We start from the raw sequence: 15457 nt of genomic DNA on the forward strand, positions 1-15457 counted from the left end.
AGCGGGCTCCTGCTGGTTGCGATCAACTTACTGTACGCATCCACAGTTACTGATGCACCCGCTTTCTTGCTCAAGTCATTGCGCAGCCGGCAATGCACCGCGCCTGGCTGAGGTTGACCTTGGGGATCAGATCGTCAGGAATACGCGAAGTCGCCGACAGGTTGTAGACATGAAAATGTTCGTTGACCACTTCTCTGGCCATCAGTGTCAACGACGGCAGAATGCGGCTGTCCCAATGCTGGTCCAGCCCGCACGGCGAACACTCGCCGTTGCCGTTCTCGTAGAAGCGCCCGACGCTCTGATCGAGGTCTACCCCTACCAGCAGCACCTCTTCGAAGCCCAGGTGGTAAGCCAGCTGCAAGGCCACGTACGCCACTGTGCGAGCATCGAAGAAACCATGGGCCAGGTCTTTGCTGAAGGCAATCGAACGGCTACGTTTGCTCCACAGTGCGCGGTTGCACACGCAGCTGTCACCGTGGCCACGCAAACCGTCCAGCAGGCCTGGCGTGTCGGCTTTGTGCAAGGCATAACACTCGGTATCCGCTGGCACATTGGCACCCGCATACTGCTCGGGCCAAAGTGCCAGGCGCTCGCTGTCGCGCAAGGCCGTGGCGAACAAGGCCGGCTGTTGCAGGCGAAAACTTTTGTCGGTGCACACGTAAAAGAACGGTTTGATACCGTGTTCGGCGGTCATGGCAACCGAGCCGTTCATGGCGATGATGGGCAAATGGGCGAATTCGCCCAATGGAAAATGCTTGGCAGACGCACCGGAGGCAAGTATCACCACGGGGCCCTGCTGGGTGTTGCGACACGCCTCGAAATGGGAGAACGCCCCGCGTTCAGCGCTTGGCTGCGACGGAAGTGTGTTCATCAATGGCATCTTTAACTGGACAGTACAAACCACAATACTGATCCGTGTATATGCCGTGGCCGCTTTTACCTAACTTTACCTAGCTGAACATCAGTCAACCGCCATCCCTTGTTTGGCGGGGTTTTGGGGCCGCTGCGCAGCCCCAGAAAAACGCAAGCCAACGCTAGACTTCCGTCTGGCGGATACGTTTCTTGTCGATCTTGCCGACACTGGTCCGGGGGATCTCGTCCACACAACGCAACTGCCGTGGTATCGCCCACTTGTTCAAGTGCCCGCTGTCGACAAACGGCTGCAGGTGCCTGGCCAATGACGGCTGGTCCAGTTGCACACCCTCACAGCAGACCACCAGGGCCAAGGGTTGTTCCCCCCACTGTGGATCAGGAACACCGACGACAGCCACCGAGGCGACAAACGGGTGCTGGCTGATCAGGTTTTCCAGCGCTACCGAGCTGACCCACTCGCCACCGGTCTTGATCACGTCCTTGATCCGGTCGCGGATACGCACCACGCCCGCCGCATCGATACAAGCCAGGTCACCGGTGTGCATCCAGCCCCCCAACCACAGTGCTGCGCCTTGCTCCGGTTCGTGCAGGTAGCCTTGGGTCAGCCAAGGCGCGCGCACCACGACTTCACCCAGGCTTTCACCGTCGTGCGGCACCTCCCGGCCCTCGCTGTCGACGATACGCAGGTCCACCATGGCAATCGGCACACCGGCATCGATGCGCAGCGGCAATTGTTGCGCGATGGGCTTTGCCAGCAGCTCGGCACTCAGGTAGGTGATGCTGAGCAGCGGGCAGCTTTCCGACATGCCGTAACCACAGTGCACGCTGATGCCGCGCTCGCTGGCGCGCTGGGCCAGGCCCAGGGTCAGCGCGCTGCCGCCCAGCAGCATTTTCCAGCCGGCAAGGTCGGTGCGGCGCCCTTGCTCGCTGTCGAGCATCATCTGCAGCACCGTTGGCACGCAATGGGAGAAGGTCACCCCCTCCTCATGGAACAGGCGCACCAGGCGGTTGGGCTCGTAGCGCCCCGGGTAGACCTGCTTGATGCCAAGTGCCGTCGCCACGTAAGGCACGCCCCAGGCATGCACATGGAACATGGGCGTGATCGGCATGTACACATCGCCGGTGCGCAGCAGCGGTACCTCACCGCACGCGGCCAAAGTGCCCTGCTCGACCAGGGTATGCAGCACCAGTTGCCGGTGACTGAAGTACACACCCTTGGGGTTGCCGGTGGTACCGCTGGTATAGAACAGCGTGGCCAGCGAGTTTTCGTCGAAGTCCGGGAATTCGAAGTACGGTTCTGCAGCCGCCAGCATGGTTTCGTACTCGCCCAGCAGAGGCACGCCTTGCGCGGCGTGACCGCCGTCACTCAGGCGGATGAAGCCCTTCACTGTCGGCAGGTCGGCGCGCAGCTGCTGCATCAACGGCAGAAAGTCGTCGTGCACCAGCACCAGCCGGTCCTCGGCGTGGTTCATGGTGTAGCGCACCTGCTCGCTGGACAACCGCACGTTTACCGTATGCAACACTGCGCCCAGCATGGGTACGGCGAAGAAACACTCCAATGCGCGGTGGCTGTCCCAGTCGAGCAAGGCCACGGTGTCGCCAGGCTGGACCCGGCAGCGCTCAGCACGTTGGCCAGCCGTTGAATACGCTCCAGCAACGTGGTGTAGGTGTAGCGCAGCTTGTCGGCGTAGACGATTTCCTGGTTGGGCTGGTAGCGCACACCCGACAACAGCAGGCGCTTGATCAGCAGCGGGTACGCATAGGCCTGCTCGGCCGGGGGCATGACGCGGGTAGTGATCATGTGGGTGGCCTTCACAGTTGCCCGGCTCGAGCAGGTACAGGCTATCGCTGCCGGCCCTCACGCTGGCGCTGAGCGAGTGGATGCGTGGCAGCAGGCGGGCAAAGTAGAAGCGCGCGGTGCCGAGCTTGCTCAGGTGGAACGGCTCAGGTGCCGCATGGGCCAGGCACACCACAGCCATGCGCGCCCACAGGTAGGCGTAGAGGGTGTAGCCAAACACCTGAAGGTACTCCACCGCCGCCGCGCCAAGCTCGCGCGGGTTGCCTTGGCCACGGTCGAGCAACCAAGCGCTCAGTTCGTCGACGTTGTGCACGGCAGCCAGCAGTGGCGCAGCGAACTCGGCGTGCTCCACCGGCAGCGCCTCGGCAAAGGCGACCATTTCGTCAGACACGCCAAGGTAAGCCTTGCCACCATCACCCAACAGCTTGCGCCCGACCAGGTCGAGGGCCTGGATGCCGTTGGTACCTTCGTAGATCTGGGTGATGCGGCAGTCACGTATCAACTGCTCCTGGCCCCACTCACGGATATAGCCGTGGCCACCCAGTACCTGCTGGCCGTGCACGGTGGTCTCCAGCCCCATGTCGGTGAGGAAGGCCTTGGCCACCGGTGTAAGCAACGCCACCTTGGCTTCGGCCTTGGCGCAGGCAGCCGGGTCATCGCTGTACTTGGCCAGGTCCAGCTGCAACGCCACGTAGGTTGAAAACGCCCGCCCACCTTCGTTCAGCGCTTTCATGGTCAGCAACATACGGCGTACGTCCGGGTGGACGACAATCGGGTCGGCATGCTGCGCCAGTGCTTCGGCGCCTGTCGGCGCGCGGCCTTGCAGGCGATCACGGGCATAGGCGATGGCGCCCTGATAGGAGCGCTCGCCCAGGGCCAGGCCCTGGATGCCCACGCCCAGGCGCTCGTAGTTCATCATGGTGAACATGGCATTGAGGCCCTTGTTCGGCTCGCCGACCAGGTAGCCGGTGGCGCCATCGAAGTTCATCACGCAGGTGGCCGAGGCCTTGATGCCCATCTTGTGCTCGATAGAGCCGCAACTTACCGCGTTGGCCTCGCCCAGCGCACCGTCGGCGTCGACCAGCACCTTGGGCACCAAAAACAGCGAGATACCTTTGGGCCCGGCGGGCGCATCGGGCAGCCGCGCCAGCACCAGGTGGATGATGTTTTCGGTCAGGTCCTGCTCGCCGCCAGTGATGAAGATCTTCGTGCCGCTGAGGCGGTAGCAACCTTCGGCGATGGGCTCCGCGCGGGTGCGGATCAGCCCCAGGTCGGTGCCAGCGTGCGGTTCGGTAAGGCACATGGAGCCGGTCCAGCGGCCTTGGTACATCGGCGGCAGGTACAGCGCCTTCAGCGGCTCGCTGGCATGGTTGAGCAGTGCCAGGCAGGCCCCGGCGGTCAGCATTGGGTACAGGCCGAACGATAGATTGGCGGCATTGAGCATCTCCTCGAGCTGAGCACCGATCACCTTCGGCATGCCCATGCCACCGTATTCCGGGGCCCCGGCCACACCTACCCAGCCGTCGGTGGCGAATGCCCGATAGGCATCGGCGAAACCATCGGGAGTACGTACCTGGCCAGCCTCCCAGCGGCAGCCCTGCTCGTCGCCACTGCGGTTGAGCGGCGCTACCCGCTCGGCGATCAGCTTGCCGGCCTGTTCGAGTATGGCCCGGGCCGTGTCGCCGTCGACCACCTCGGCCAGTGCGGGCGTTTGCGCCCACCAGGTCGGGATGTCGAACACTTCGTTCAACAGAAAATCCATGTCACGCAGTGGCGGAAGGTAATCAGACATGAGGCGAACACTCGCTTTCTTGGGTTTTCGAATGGGCTTTGGCCTGGGCTTCGGCAGTTGCCTGGGGGCCCACGCCGCGCAGAAGGAAGTGCGACAGCGCCGGTATCAGCACCAGCGCGCCGAGCATGTTCCACAGGAACATGAAGGTCAGCAGCAAGCCCATGTCGGCCTGGAACTTGATCGGTGACCAGGCCCAGCCGACCACGCCGGCCGCCAAGGTGATACCGACCAGCCCTACCACCCGGCCAGTGAAAGCCACGGCTTTCTGATAAGCCTGGGCCAGGCTCAGGCCGGCGCGCTGGTAATGCAGCTGCACGCTAAGCAGGTACAGCGCGTAATCCACGCCAATACCCACGCCCAAGGCGATGACCGGCAAGGTGGCAACTTTGACACCAATGCCCATGGCCACCATCAGCGCCTCGCACAACACCGAGGTGAGCATCAACGGCAGAATCGCCACCAGCGTGGCACGCCAACTGCGGAAGGTGATCAGGCAGAACAGCGTCACCGCCAGGTAAACCAGCAACAGCATGCGGTGGTTGGCCTCGCGCACCACCACGTTGGTGGCGGCTTCGATACCGGCGCTGCCGGCCGCCAGCAGAAACTGATGCTCGGCGCTGCCGTTGGCCTGGGCGAAGCGCTCGGCCGCTGCGGCGACCTGGGCCAGCGTGTCGGCGCGGTGGTCCTTGAGGTAGGCGATCACCGGCATCAGCGAGCAATCGTTGTTGAACAGCTCCGGTGCGTTGACCGAGGCTTGCTGCGCGGCGTAGTTGAGCACGTCCTGGTTGCGCTGCAGGCTGTTCAGGCGCGGGTTGCCTTCATAGGTACCGGCGGTGATCTGGCGCACGGCGTTGGCCAGCGACACGGTGGTCTGCACACCCGGCAACTGTTGCAGCTCCCAGGCCAGGCGATCAGCGAGGATCAAGGTCTGGTATTGCAGGCAGCCTTCGGGGGCGGTCTTGACCATGACCGCGAAGGTGTCGCTGGACAGTGCGTAATGCTGGGTGATGTAGGCGTTGTCGAGGTTGTAGCGCGAATCCGCGCGCAGCTCGGGGGCGCCGCTGTCGAGGTCGCCGATTTTCAACTGCAGACTGCCCCAGATACCAAGGGCGGCCAAGGCCAGGGCAACCAGCAGCGCAGCGCTGGCCCACCTGCGTTGCGTGAAGCGGTCAAGCAGGTCCCACAGCCGGCCGAAGCCACGGTGTTGATCCGCGCGGGCATCGATGCGCAGCGCCCGCTCGGCAGCCTGGCGGCCCACACCGACATAGGACAGTGCCACGGGCATCAACAGCAATGAGGTGAAGATCAGCACCGCCACACCAATGCTGGCGGTAATTGCCAGGTCCTGTATCACCGGAATGTCGATCAGCATCAGCACGGCAAAGCCCACGGCATCGGCCAGCAATGCGGTGACACCTGCCACGAACAGGCGGCGGAACGTATAACGGGCGGCAATCTGCCGATGGGTACCACGGCCTATGTCCTGGAGGATGCCATTCATCTTTTGCGCGGCATGCGACACGCCGATGGCGAAGATCAGGAACGGCACCAGGATCGAGTACGGGTCGATGGCATAACCCAACCAGGCGACGATACCCAGCTGCCATACCACAGCAGTCAGCGAACACAGCACCACCAGCAAGGTGCTGCGCACACAGCGGGTGTAGCAGTAGATGATCACCAGGCTGGTGAGCACCGCCAGGGCAAAGAACGCCATCACCTGGATCAATCCGTCGATCAGGTCGCCCATCAGCTTGGCAAAGCCGATCACATGAATGCGGTACTGGCCGCTGGCCTGGTACTGGCTGCGCAACTGTTCGAGCTTTTGCGAAAAGGCATGGTAGTCCAGGCCTTTGCCGGTGGCTGAGTCCTGGTCGAGCAGCGGCACCACCAGCATGCTCGACTTGAAGTCGCGCGCTACCAGGCTGCCGACGATGTTGGCGCGCTCGATGTTTTGCCGCAGCTGTTCGATGTCGCCAGCCGCGCCCTGATAGCCGTCGGGCATGACCGGGCCACCTTGAAAACCTTCCTCGGTAACCTCGGTCCAGCGCACCGCCGGGCTCCACAGCGACTTCACCCAGGCCCGGTCCACGCCCTGGCTGAGAAACAGCTCGTCGTTGATGTGGCGCAGGGTCTGCAGGTAGCCGGGGTCGAAGATATCGCCCTGGGTGTTTTCCACCACTACCCGCACCGCATTGCCCAGGCCGCGCAACGAGGTGCGGTTGGCCAGGTAGTTCTGGATGTAGGGGTGGCTCTGCGGCAGCATCTTGTCGAAGCTGGGGCGCAGCTCCAGGCGGGTCAGCGCCATGAAGCCCAGCACCAGTGTCGCCAACAGCATGCACAGCAGAAATGGCAGGCGGTGGTTGAACACCAGGCGTTCCAGGCCATTGCCCGAGCGCGTGTCGAAATCGGCAAGGTTGCGGATTACCGGAAGGGTATCTTGGCGGTTAGCGGCCATCAGGGTCTTCTCTTGTTATGGGTGCGGCGTGGGGTTACCGAACAGGTTGCGCACGCCCCGCTCGCCCACCAGCACCAGGCCGTTGTCGGCATCGCTGGCGAGTGCGGTCACCGGGCCACGGGCGCTTTGTGGCACCGGGCGGAAGCTGGCGCCGTCGTCGCGGCTGAGCAACAGGTCGCCGGCCTGGCTGGCCAGCCACAGCTGCCCGTCGCGATCGATACCGGCGGCGGTGAGGCTGGTATTGACGCCCGTGTCGACCGGCTGCCACTGCTCGCCGCCATCGGTACTGCGATAAGCGTGGCCGCGCAGGCCGTATATCAGCAGCACACCGGGCTTGCCGATGGCGCCGAACAGAGTGCCGGCGTAGGGGGTATCGACGCGGCTGAAGCGCTCGCCGTTCCACTTCAACAGCAAGCCCTGCTCGCCCGTGATGTACAGGTTGTCAGCCACTGCGGCCAGGCTGGTCAGGTGCAGGCCTTGCGGGTTGTCGCTGTGGTCGAGCCAGGGCTGCCAGTGCTCGCCGCCGTCCGTGGTGCGCAGCAGCAGGTTGAACACGCCCACCGCGTAGCCATGACGAGCATCGCTGAACCACACATCGAGCAAGGCATTGTCGGTGCCAGCGCCGGGCAGCTGTTCAGCCAACGCTCGACCATCCAGCTGCCTTTGCCAGTGCACGCCAGCATCACGGGAGTGCAGTACCACACCATCATGGCCGACCGCCCAGCCCAGTTCAGGCGTGGCAAAGCTCACCGCATTCAGGTCGGCGCTGACCGGCACCTGGGCCTGCTGCCAGTGCGCGCCGTGGTCGTCGGAATAGAGGATATGCCCGCGTGGGCCGACCGCGACCAGGCGCTGCCCGGCCAAGGTCACATCACGCAGGGCGCTGCTGCTGGCCAGGGTGCTGGGCATGGCGGGCACATCCAGCACATCGGTGAATGGCGCCGCCTGTGCCGCGCCCTGCAGCGCGGCCAGGGCCAACATCACCACGCTGCATCGTTTGAAGACAGACATTGGCAACCTCTGTTCCATGGTTCAGCGAATGCCATTGCCGGCCAGTGACTCGGGCGACCACTGGGTTTTCGACAGCGGCTCGATGTAGCGGATGCCACCATAGGCACCGACCACGCCGTTGAGGTTGTAGGTGCCGCCGATCAGGTCGTAGATCATGAACGGCGTGGCGTCCGGGGTCTGCTTGTCGTAGCTCTGGGTCAGGAAGGCGAACGAGCCCCGGTACAGCTGGCCACGGGCGTCGTACTGGTCGGAGGCAAGGGCGATCCAGCTGTCTTCGTCAAGGTAGAAGCGGCGCTTGTGGTAGATGTGGCGTGCGCCGTCCTTGAGCTTGCCTTCCACCACCCAGACGCGGTGTTTTTCCCAGCGCACGAACTGCGGTGCCAGGTGGTTGGGCGTGATCACCTGCTTGACGTCGGTGTTGTAGGTCAGCTGGTAGGTGTTGTACGGCACGTACATTTCCTGCTTGCCCACCAGGGTCCAGTCGTAGCGGTCCAGCGCGCCGTTGAAGACGAACACGTCATCGTAGGTGCCAGAGCCGGAGGTGCCCGGGTTGGGCGTGTCGTAGGCCAGGTTGGGCGCCAGCTTCACCCGGCGCTGGCCTGGCAGGTATTGCCAGGCGTTGCGTGGCTGCACCAGCGGGTTTGCGGCGTCGCGCAGCATCATCGCTTCACCGGCACGGCGTGCGGGCCCGGTGTACACCAGTTTCATCTGGTAGTAGGTGTCCTTGGCGCCGATCGGCTTGGCCATGTCCTCGTAAATCGGGTAACTGATGTTGGCCTGTCCAGTGGTCGACAGCGACGGTTTGCCGGCGGCGTCGACGTTCCACGAGTCGTACTTGGCGGTCATGCTCACGCCCTGGTAACGCAGCAGGAAGTTCCACATGGCTTCGGCGCCGTTCTGCGGAATGGGGAACGGGATACCCGGCAGCACGTTGTCTACCGCAGTGCCGCCCTCCTGGCTTTTGGCAGCGGTGGCGTTCTTGCGGGTGTTGTCGAGCACCGCCTGCGGCAGCGCTACGCTGCGATGCGTCGGGTACACGTCGACGCGGTAGCTGGGATAGCGCTTGAGCAGTTCCAGGGTGGTGGCGGTCAGCTGAGCCTTGTACTGATCGGCATTCTTGCCATCGATCACCAGCAGCGGCTTCTCGCTGGCAAACGGGTCCGGCCGCATGCTGGCACCGCTCTGGTAGCTGGCCGGGGGCGTTTGCAGGCCGCCCTGGTAGGCCGGGATCGAGCCGTCGGCATTGCCGGCCTTTTCGGCGCCGATGGCGGTCAGGTTGCTGCCCAGGTGTGCAGCCTGGTCAGGGGAAACGGCCGCCTGGGCGGCATTGAGCGCGGCCAGCGACAGGCACGAGGCAAGCAGGGTACGTACGAAATTCATGATGGTTGTCTTCCTGTGTAGGCGGTAGGAAACATGACTCAGAAGGTCGTCTTGACGGTCAGGTACAGGGCGCCACGGTCTTCAGTGGTGGCACCACCCCCCGAGAAGGAGGCGTAGCCGCCGCCGTAGCAGGTGTAATCCTGTTCGCCGTCCAGGGCATTGGGGGTGCTGCCGTCGGTCTGGCCGTCCTTGCAGGCCTTGGTCTCACCGAAGCTGTCGACGTACTTGAGGTCGACGAAGTACTGGTTGTAGATCGCAGCGCTGAAACCCACCGCGTAGTTGCCAGTGTTCTCGGCACCGCCACCCTGCACCGGCGATACACCGTCGATGCCGACGTTGACCGAAAGCGGCATGCTCAGGTCCATGCCCGGAAACACCTGGTACCAGGTAGGGGTGAAATTGACGGCGATGCCCCAGTTGTCGCGGGTGGCCTTGTCGATGCCGCGGTAGCTGCTCTTGCCTTTGTACAAAGCTTCGTTGTGGCTATCGAGCTTGAGCAGGTTGCTGTAGAACAGCTCGCCCAGCAGGGTTGCCGAGTCGAACAGCGGTGTGTCGCCAATCGTCATCAGGCCGTTGAGGGTGAAGTGCAAGGTGTCGCCGGTGGCGCTCAGGCTGTCGCCATCCTTGGGCACGTCGTAGATCACCCCGCTGCTGGGCAGCCGTGCCGGCAGCAGGCCAAAGCCGCCGCCCAGGCCGCCTTGGCCGGGGGCGCTGACGATTGCCGGAATGCTCGCCAGCGGCATGTTGTGGCGGATGTTCAGGTCGCTGCCGACGCTGATGCCCGCCACATCCTTGGAGAGGCTCAGCCCATAAATGTCGATGTTGTCGGCGTAGGCAAACTGGTAAGTGGTGCTTTGCAGCGAGTTGTAGAGGTTGCCGATCGCGCCTTGGCGGCTGCCCGGTGGGTTGCCGAATGGGCCGTTGGCCACGGTCATGCCGCGCGCATCGAGCCAGGCCTGGGGCAGGATCTCGGACGTCTTGCGGTAGTAGAAGCCGAGGGTGCCGCCCAGCCACTCTGGCGACCACTTGGCCATGATGCCCCAGTCACCGCTTTTGCCGGGGGTCAGGTCATGACCGCGGCGAATGGTGGTGAGCGCACCGCGCACCGGGATCAACCCCGGCGTACCGGTGTGGCCCAACAGGAAGCTCTGCGCGCCCTCACCCACCACATCAGAGCCGCCATAGTACGTGCCGGCTTCAGGCAGCCGGGCGGCATCCCAGTCGAAGAAGTACTGGGCACCCAGGGTGAGCTCGGAGTTGACCAGGAACGCGGTCGACAGCTGGTTGCGGGGTACGAAAAGCTCCTTGGCCTCGGTGCCCGGCGAGGCCGCCAGCTTGGCCAGGTCCAGGCCTGATTGGCCATAACTCAGCGAATGCACCGGGTTGAGCAAGGTTTCACCCCAGAACAGGTTGTGCTGGCCCAGCTTGGCGCTGACCTGCGACGCTTCGCCCACGTCACGGCTCATGAACACGAAGGCATCCAGCACTTCGCCAGACGGGCCGCTGTAGTAACGCTGGGCGTAGTTGCTCAGGTGTGGGCTGCCTAGCGGGATGCCGGTCCCAGGCAGGCCATTGAGGCTGGGGTTGATACCCGATTGGTCACCGTTACCGTTGACGAATGGGTTGCTGTTGGAGCCGGTGTTGTCATAGGCCTTGTCGTACCAGCTGGCAGTGCTGACGCGAAAACCGCTGTTGCCCTGGTACACCACATCCAGCTCGGTCAGCAGGTCGACCCGGTTGGTGATGTTGGTGCCGGCCTTGCGGAAGTTGTAGTCGCCGTCGTTGCTGTTGGGCGTGCCCAGCAGGCGCTTGTCGGCACTCTCGGTACGCACGCCGTAGTTGTATTTGACGGTATTGTCGAAGCGCACGGCCCAGTCTTCATGGCCGGTATCGACTTCGAACGCCTGGGCGGCGGGCAGCGTGAGCAGGCCGATGGCGCAGGCGAGCAGGCAGCGCTGTGGTTTCACAGCACGGTGAATGCGGTGTTCTGGCATTACGATGGCTCCACGTATTGTTATTGTTTTTTAGCCGCCCGTCTGTTGCGGGCGTGGCTGGGGCGTCCATGCGTTACTGCAGGTTTGCGGCGTCCAGTCGGCGGATCAACGCCTCGGCCAACGGCCAAGGGCCGAAACCGGAAGCCGGGTTGAGGTGGCCAACGGCGCCCAGGTTGACCAGCTCGCTGCCCCAACGCCGGGCCAGCTCACCGGCAGCGGCGTAGCTGGCGAGGTGGTCATTGCTGCTGGCCGCGACAATGCTGGGAAAGGGCAGCGGCGTAGGTGGAAGTGGCGACCAGCCCATCTCGGCCAGGCTGGCCGGGCTTGGGTAATGCTCGGGCCAGTGGGCGTCGAGGTCAGGTGGGGCCGCCAGCAATGCGCCCTTGATCGCCCGCCCGTAGCGCGCCGCCCAGTGGGCGACCATCAAAGTGCCGGCACTGTGTGCCACCAGCAGCACCGGGCCATCGACCTGTTCCAGCTCGCGCTGGATTGCCTCGACCCGGGCGTTACAGCACAGGCCGTCGACTTCCAGCGGCGGTACGCTGCGCACCTTTGCCAGGCGGCCGGCAAGCAGGGTCTGCCAGTGTTCGGCCACGTGGCCGCGCAGGCCAGGGACAATCAGCACGGTGGCTGTGGTTTGCAGTTTTTCCACGGTGAACCTCGTGTGCGGTTTAGCGCTTGAAGTTCACAGTAAACAGGCCTCCACCGGGGTGCTTTACATTGGGCGTCAGGCGCTTTTCATTTGATGACAACCACATAAACAGGGCTTTGCTTTTCAATTGATGACACGCAGGCTATAAAACCAGTGGCCCTGCAAACCCCGGCTTTAGGGACAACAATAAAAAATGCCTGCTCTCGTTCGTGCCGCCAGCTTGACCAACTACCTGGAAGTGTCCCGCCATCTGGGCCTCAACCCCCATGCACTGCTTGCGCAGGTCGGCCTTAACGCCGCCTTGCTCGACGACCCCAACCGGCGTATCCCGGTGGCCAGCGTCATCAGTTTGCTGGAAGCTTCCGCCAGCGCCACGAAGTGCGAGAGTTTTGGGTTGCGCATGGCCGAGCTGCGCCAGCTATCGGACTTCGGCGAAATCAGCCTGTTGCTCAGCCACCAACGCAACCTGCGCGATGCGCTGCAGGTGATCGTGCAATACCGCCACCTGCTCAATGACGCGCTGGCCATTCATATCGAAGAAGCCGGCAAGACCGTGATCATTCGCGAAGAGGTGATCAACGAACGCGCGCCCTGCAGCCGCCAGGCCACCGAGTTGGCCATCGGCGTGATGATGCGCTTGTGCGCGGCACTGCTGGGCGCCCACTGGCACCCGATCAGTGCCAACTTCACGCATGCGGCCCCCGCCGACCCCGCCATTCATCGGCGCATCTTCGGCTGCACGCTGGTGTTCGGCAGCGAGTTCAACGGTATCGTCTGCCCCGCCGCCGACCTCGACAGCGCCAGCCCGCAGGCCAACGAAGCCATGGCCCGCCTGGCACGGCGCTACCTCGACACGCTGCCGGCCAGCGGCGTACCGTCGCTGGAACTGGAACTGCGTAAAACCATCTACCTGCTGCTGCCCATGGGCCGTGCCACCATCGAGCAGGTGGCGCAGACCCAGGGCATGAACGTGCGTACATTGCAGCGGCGGCTGGAAGAAAATGGTTTGACGTTCAAGGACCTGATCAACAACGTGCGCCGCGACCTGGTGATGCGCTACCTGGAAAACCCCGGCTACTCGCTGGGGCGCATCGCCGACATGCTCGGTTACTCGATGCCCAGTTCGTTCACCCGTTGGTTCATCGCCCAGTTCGGCATGCCACCGGCTGTTTGGCGGGTTCAGCACACGCCGCAGCCATGAGCCCATGGTGGTCTTGGCGGCGGTTCAAGACGCCGCTTCGCCGTCCAGCACGATAAAGACCTGCCCATCCTGTTGCTCGATCGGGTAGCTGGCGACTTTCAAGGCCTTGGAGTTGATCAGGTAGCCGCTGGCCAGGTCGAAGCGCAGACCATGCGCACAGCACTGAATGACCCGCCCTTCCAGGCGCCCACCGCACAACGACGCGCCCTGGTGCGGGCAACTGTCGTCGATGGCGTATAGCGTGTCGGCGACATTGAACAAGGCCACGCTGCGGCCCTCGCAGGCCAGCAGCACCCGGCCATTGCGCTCCGGCAGTTGCTGAGGGCTCAGTGCGATACGCCGGTTCATGCCTGCACCACCGCTTGCAAGGCGTCATTCATGGCGGCAAACAGCGCCTCGGCTGGCCGCACCCCGGCAAGCAGCGGGCCCTGGTTGAAGCGATAGCGTGGTACGGCGCTGCCCGCTCGCCCTGCACCGTCAAGGAACGGGCTGCCATCGTCACGCAAACAGTCGATCACCTGCCCGGGCTCAAGCCCGCAACCCTGGGCGATGCCGAGCAATGTGCGGGTATCACCCAGGTCGCGGCCCTGGTGGAAATAGGCAATGAACAGTTGCGCCAGCAACGCTTCCTGCTGCGGCGCGCTGAGCAGGCTGCCGGCCCGTTGCATCAAGCGGTGGGCATTGCCGGTATTGGGCATGCGACGGATGCGCGAAAAATCGATGTCCTCGCCCACCACACTGGCAGCAGCACGCACCTGAGCCTGGCGCTCGCGTACCGCCTGCTCGCTGCCCAGGCGTTGCAGGTAGAAGGTATTGAAAGGCACCCCGTTGGCAGGCAGCCCCGGCAGCAACTGAACGCCCCGCCAGTGTATCTGCACCTGTACCTGTGGCTGCTCACGCTGCAGCAGCAACAAGGCCGCTTGCAGGTGCCGCTGGCCAATCAGGCACCAAGGGCAGACGAAATCGAAAAACACTTCGATGGACAACAGCTGTTTCACAGTTTCAACTCCTGGAGCGCAGACGGTCCATGTCGCGGTGGTAGTGACGCTTGGCGATAAAGAACACGGCCGCCGCCGCGATGCTGATCAGCGGCACCAATTGCAGCGCGGCCTGCAGCCCGATCAAGTCGGACACCCGACCCGTGATCAGTGGCCCGGTGGCCAGGCCCAGCAGGTTGTTGGCCAGGGTCAGGGTGGCGAATGCCGTGCCATGCACCGATGCATGGGTAAGGTTGGCAACCATGGCGCTGGACGGGCCATTGGTACCGGCGGCGATCATCATGCCCAGGCAAATCAGTACCAGTTGCGCGGTGCCGGCAGGCAGCGCAAAGGCAATGCTCAGCAGCATGCAACTGCCCAGGCAGTAGGCGATGGCCAGGCTGATCTTGCGGTCCGGGCGCTGTCGCCCAAGGCGGTCGCAGAGCATGGCGCAGAGGATCATGCCGATACCGCTGCACAGCACGATGACGGCGGCGATTGCCCCGGCACGGTCGGTACCCATGGCGTAATAGCGGTTGAGGTAACTGGGCATCCACACGATCAGGGTGCCACCGACGAACAGTTGCAGGCCGCTGCCGACATAGGCGGCGATGACCGACCGGCTGCTGTACAGCGTGCGCAGCGGTCGGCTGGCCTTGTCGAGCGCCTGCTGCGCGCACTTGGGTGCAATGCGCGCCTCCTTGACGATCATCGGATACACCATCGCCAGCACCAGGCCGAACAATGCCATGCCAGCAAATGCCCAGCGCCAGCCCAAATGCTGGGCCAGCACGCCGCCCAAGGCCATGCCCAGCACCGAACCGAACATGCCGCCGGCCATGAACGCCCCGGCCAGCGTCGAGCGCATGTCGCGGGGGAACACTGCGACCACCACGGCAATGCCGACACTGCCATAGGCTGCCTCGCCAACCCCGACCAAAAAGCGCGCAATGAACATTTGCGGGTAGTTTTCCGCCAGGGCACAGCCGAGCGTGGCCAGGCTCCACAACACTGCCATCAACACCAGGCTGCGTACCCGGCCGAAGCGGTCGGCCAACAAGGAAAGTGGAAAGGTCAGCAGGCCGACCATCAGCGCGACGATGCCGCTGAGCAAGCCGAGCTGGCTGTCGCTGAGCGCCCATTCGCCCTTTAGCAGCGGGAACACCGCATTGAGCACCTGGCGCGACATGTAGTCGGAGATCAACAGGCCGAAGGTCAGGGCAAACACCACCCAGGCGTAGCGCCGGGGGACGCTGTGGGCGGTGTCGGTGCCGGAGTCTTCGGCACTGGCGAGATAGGTGGCCATGTTGCCTCCTTGGGT

The 15457-nt window shown here is 63.8% G+C and carries 11 protein-coding genes; 1 reads left to right on the plus strand and 10 read right to left on the minus strand.

Annotated elements, in window-relative coordinates; genetic code table 11:
* Window positions 1-70 precede the first annotated feature (70 nt).
* The 7 genes from AB5975_24880 to AB5975_24910 all read right to left on the minus strand — a co-directional run bounded on the left by AB5975_24880 (window position 71) and on the right by AB5975_24910 (window position 11958).
* Entirely contained in the window at window positions 71-871 is an 801-nt protein-coding gene (locus tag AB5975_24880; protein XDR19701.1) for a lipopolysaccharide biosynthesis protein, read from the minus strand.
* Window positions 872-1034: 163 nt separating this feature from the next.
* A complete protein-coding gene (locus tag AB5975_24885) occupies window positions 1035-4463 on the minus strand; it encodes a long-chain-fatty-acid--CoA ligase (protein XDR19702.1) in 3429 nt (1142 codons plus the stop codon).
* Window positions 4456-6921 (minus strand): RND family transporter, encoded by a 2466-nt coding sequence (locus AB5975_24890; protein XDR19703.1) that lies wholly within the window; start codon window positions 6919-6921, stop codon window positions 4456-4458. The genes AB5975_24885 and AB5975_24890 overlap by 8 nt, the downstream gene beginning before the upstream one ends.
* A 15-nt stretch (window positions 6922-6936) precedes the next feature.
* Complete coding sequence (locus tag AB5975_24895) at window positions 6937-7932, minus strand: WD40/YVTN/BNR-like repeat-containing protein (protein ID XDR19704.1); 996 nt, start codon at window positions 7930-7932, stop codon at window positions 6937-6939.
* Window positions 7933-7953: 21 nt separating this feature from the next.
* Window positions 7954-9312: a DUF1329 domain-containing protein gene (locus AB5975_24900; GenBank protein XDR19705.1), complete on the minus strand. Its 1359-nt coding sequence runs from the start codon at window positions 9310-9312 to the stop codon at window positions 7954-7956.
* Between the two features lie 38 nt (window positions 9313-9350).
* The gene (locus tag AB5975_24905) at window positions 9351-11306 is read right to left on the minus strand and encodes a DUF1302 domain-containing protein (GenBank protein ID XDR19706.1); all 1956 of its coding nucleotides are present in this window, start codon (window positions 11304-11306) and stop codon (window positions 9351-9353) included.
* A 73-nt stretch (window positions 11307-11379) separates the two neighbouring features.
* Window positions 11380-11958: an RBBP9/YdeN family alpha/beta hydrolase gene (locus AB5975_24910; protein XDR19707.1), complete on the minus strand. Its 579-nt coding sequence runs from the start codon at window positions 11956-11958 to the stop codon at window positions 11380-11382.
* 193 nt (window positions 11959-12151) lie between these two features.
* Here AB5975_24910 and AB5975_24915 point away from each other — a divergent pair, with 193 nt between their 5' ends.
* A complete protein-coding gene (locus AB5975_24915) occupies window positions 12152-13159 on the plus strand; it encodes an AraC family transcriptional regulator (GenBank protein XDR19708.1) in 1008 nt (335 codons plus the stop codon).
* Between the two features lie 24 nt (window positions 13160-13183).
* Here AB5975_24915 and AB5975_24920 read toward each other — a convergent pair whose 3' ends face one another.
* From AB5975_24920 to AB5975_24930, 3 genes are read right to left on the minus strand one after another with little or no spacing between them, the layout of a single operon-like run.
* A complete protein-coding gene (locus AB5975_24920) occupies window positions 13184-13507 on the minus strand; it encodes a Rieske (2Fe-2S) protein (protein ID XDR19709.1) in 324 nt (107 codons plus the stop codon).
* Complete coding sequence (locus AB5975_24925; protein XDR19710.1) at window positions 13504-14157, minus strand: DsbA family protein; 654 nt, start codon at window positions 14155-14157, stop codon at window positions 13504-13506. The genes AB5975_24920 and AB5975_24925 overlap by 4 nt, the downstream gene beginning before the upstream one ends.
* A 4-nt stretch (window positions 14158-14161) precedes the next feature.
* On the minus strand, window positions 14162-15442 hold the full coding sequence (locus AB5975_24930) for an MFS transporter (protein ID XDR19711.1): 1281 nt from the start codon (window positions 15440-15442) through the stop codon (window positions 14162-14164).
* Window positions 15443-15457 lie beyond the last annotated feature (15 nt).

Source organism: Pseudomonas putida (genome assembly GCA_041071465.1).
Taxonomy (GTDB): Bacteria; Pseudomonadota; Gammaproteobacteria; order Pseudomonadales; family Pseudomonadaceae; genus Aquipseudomonas; species Aquipseudomonas putida_P.

Coding starts and splice junctions, on each gene's coding strand:
- AB5975_24880 (XDR19701.1), bottom strand. CDS start 871: ATGAACACACTTCCGTCGCAGCCAAGCGCTGAACGCGGGGCGTTCTCC.
- AB5975_24885 (XDR19702.1), bottom strand. CDS start 4,463: ATGTCTGATTACCTTCCGCCACTGCGTGACATGGATTTTCTGTTGAAC.
- AB5975_24890 (XDR19703.1), bottom strand. CDS start 6,921: ATGGCCGCTAACCGCCAAGATACCCTTCCGGTAATCCGCAACCTTGCC.
- AB5975_24895 (XDR19704.1), bottom strand. CDS start 7,932: ATGTCTGTCTTCAAACGATGCAGCGTGGTGATGTTGGCCCTGGCCGCG.
- AB5975_24900 (XDR19705.1), bottom strand. CDS start 9,312: ATGAATTTCGTACGTACCCTGCTTGCCTCGTGCCTGTCGCTGGCCGCG.
- AB5975_24905 (XDR19706.1), bottom strand. CDS start 11,306: ATGCCAGAACACCGCATTCACCGTGCTGTGAAACCACAGCGCTGCCTG.
- AB5975_24915 (XDR19708.1), top strand. CDS start 12,152: ATGCCTGCTCTCGTTCGTGCCGCCAGCTTGACCAACTACCTGGAAGTG.
- AB5975_24920 (XDR19709.1), bottom strand. CDS start 13,507: ATGAACCGGCGTATCGCACTGAGCCCTCAGCAACTGCCGGAGCGCAAT.
- AB5975_24930 (XDR19711.1), bottom strand. CDS start 15,442: ATGGCCACCTATCTCGCCAGTGCCGAAGACTCCGGCACCGACACCGCC.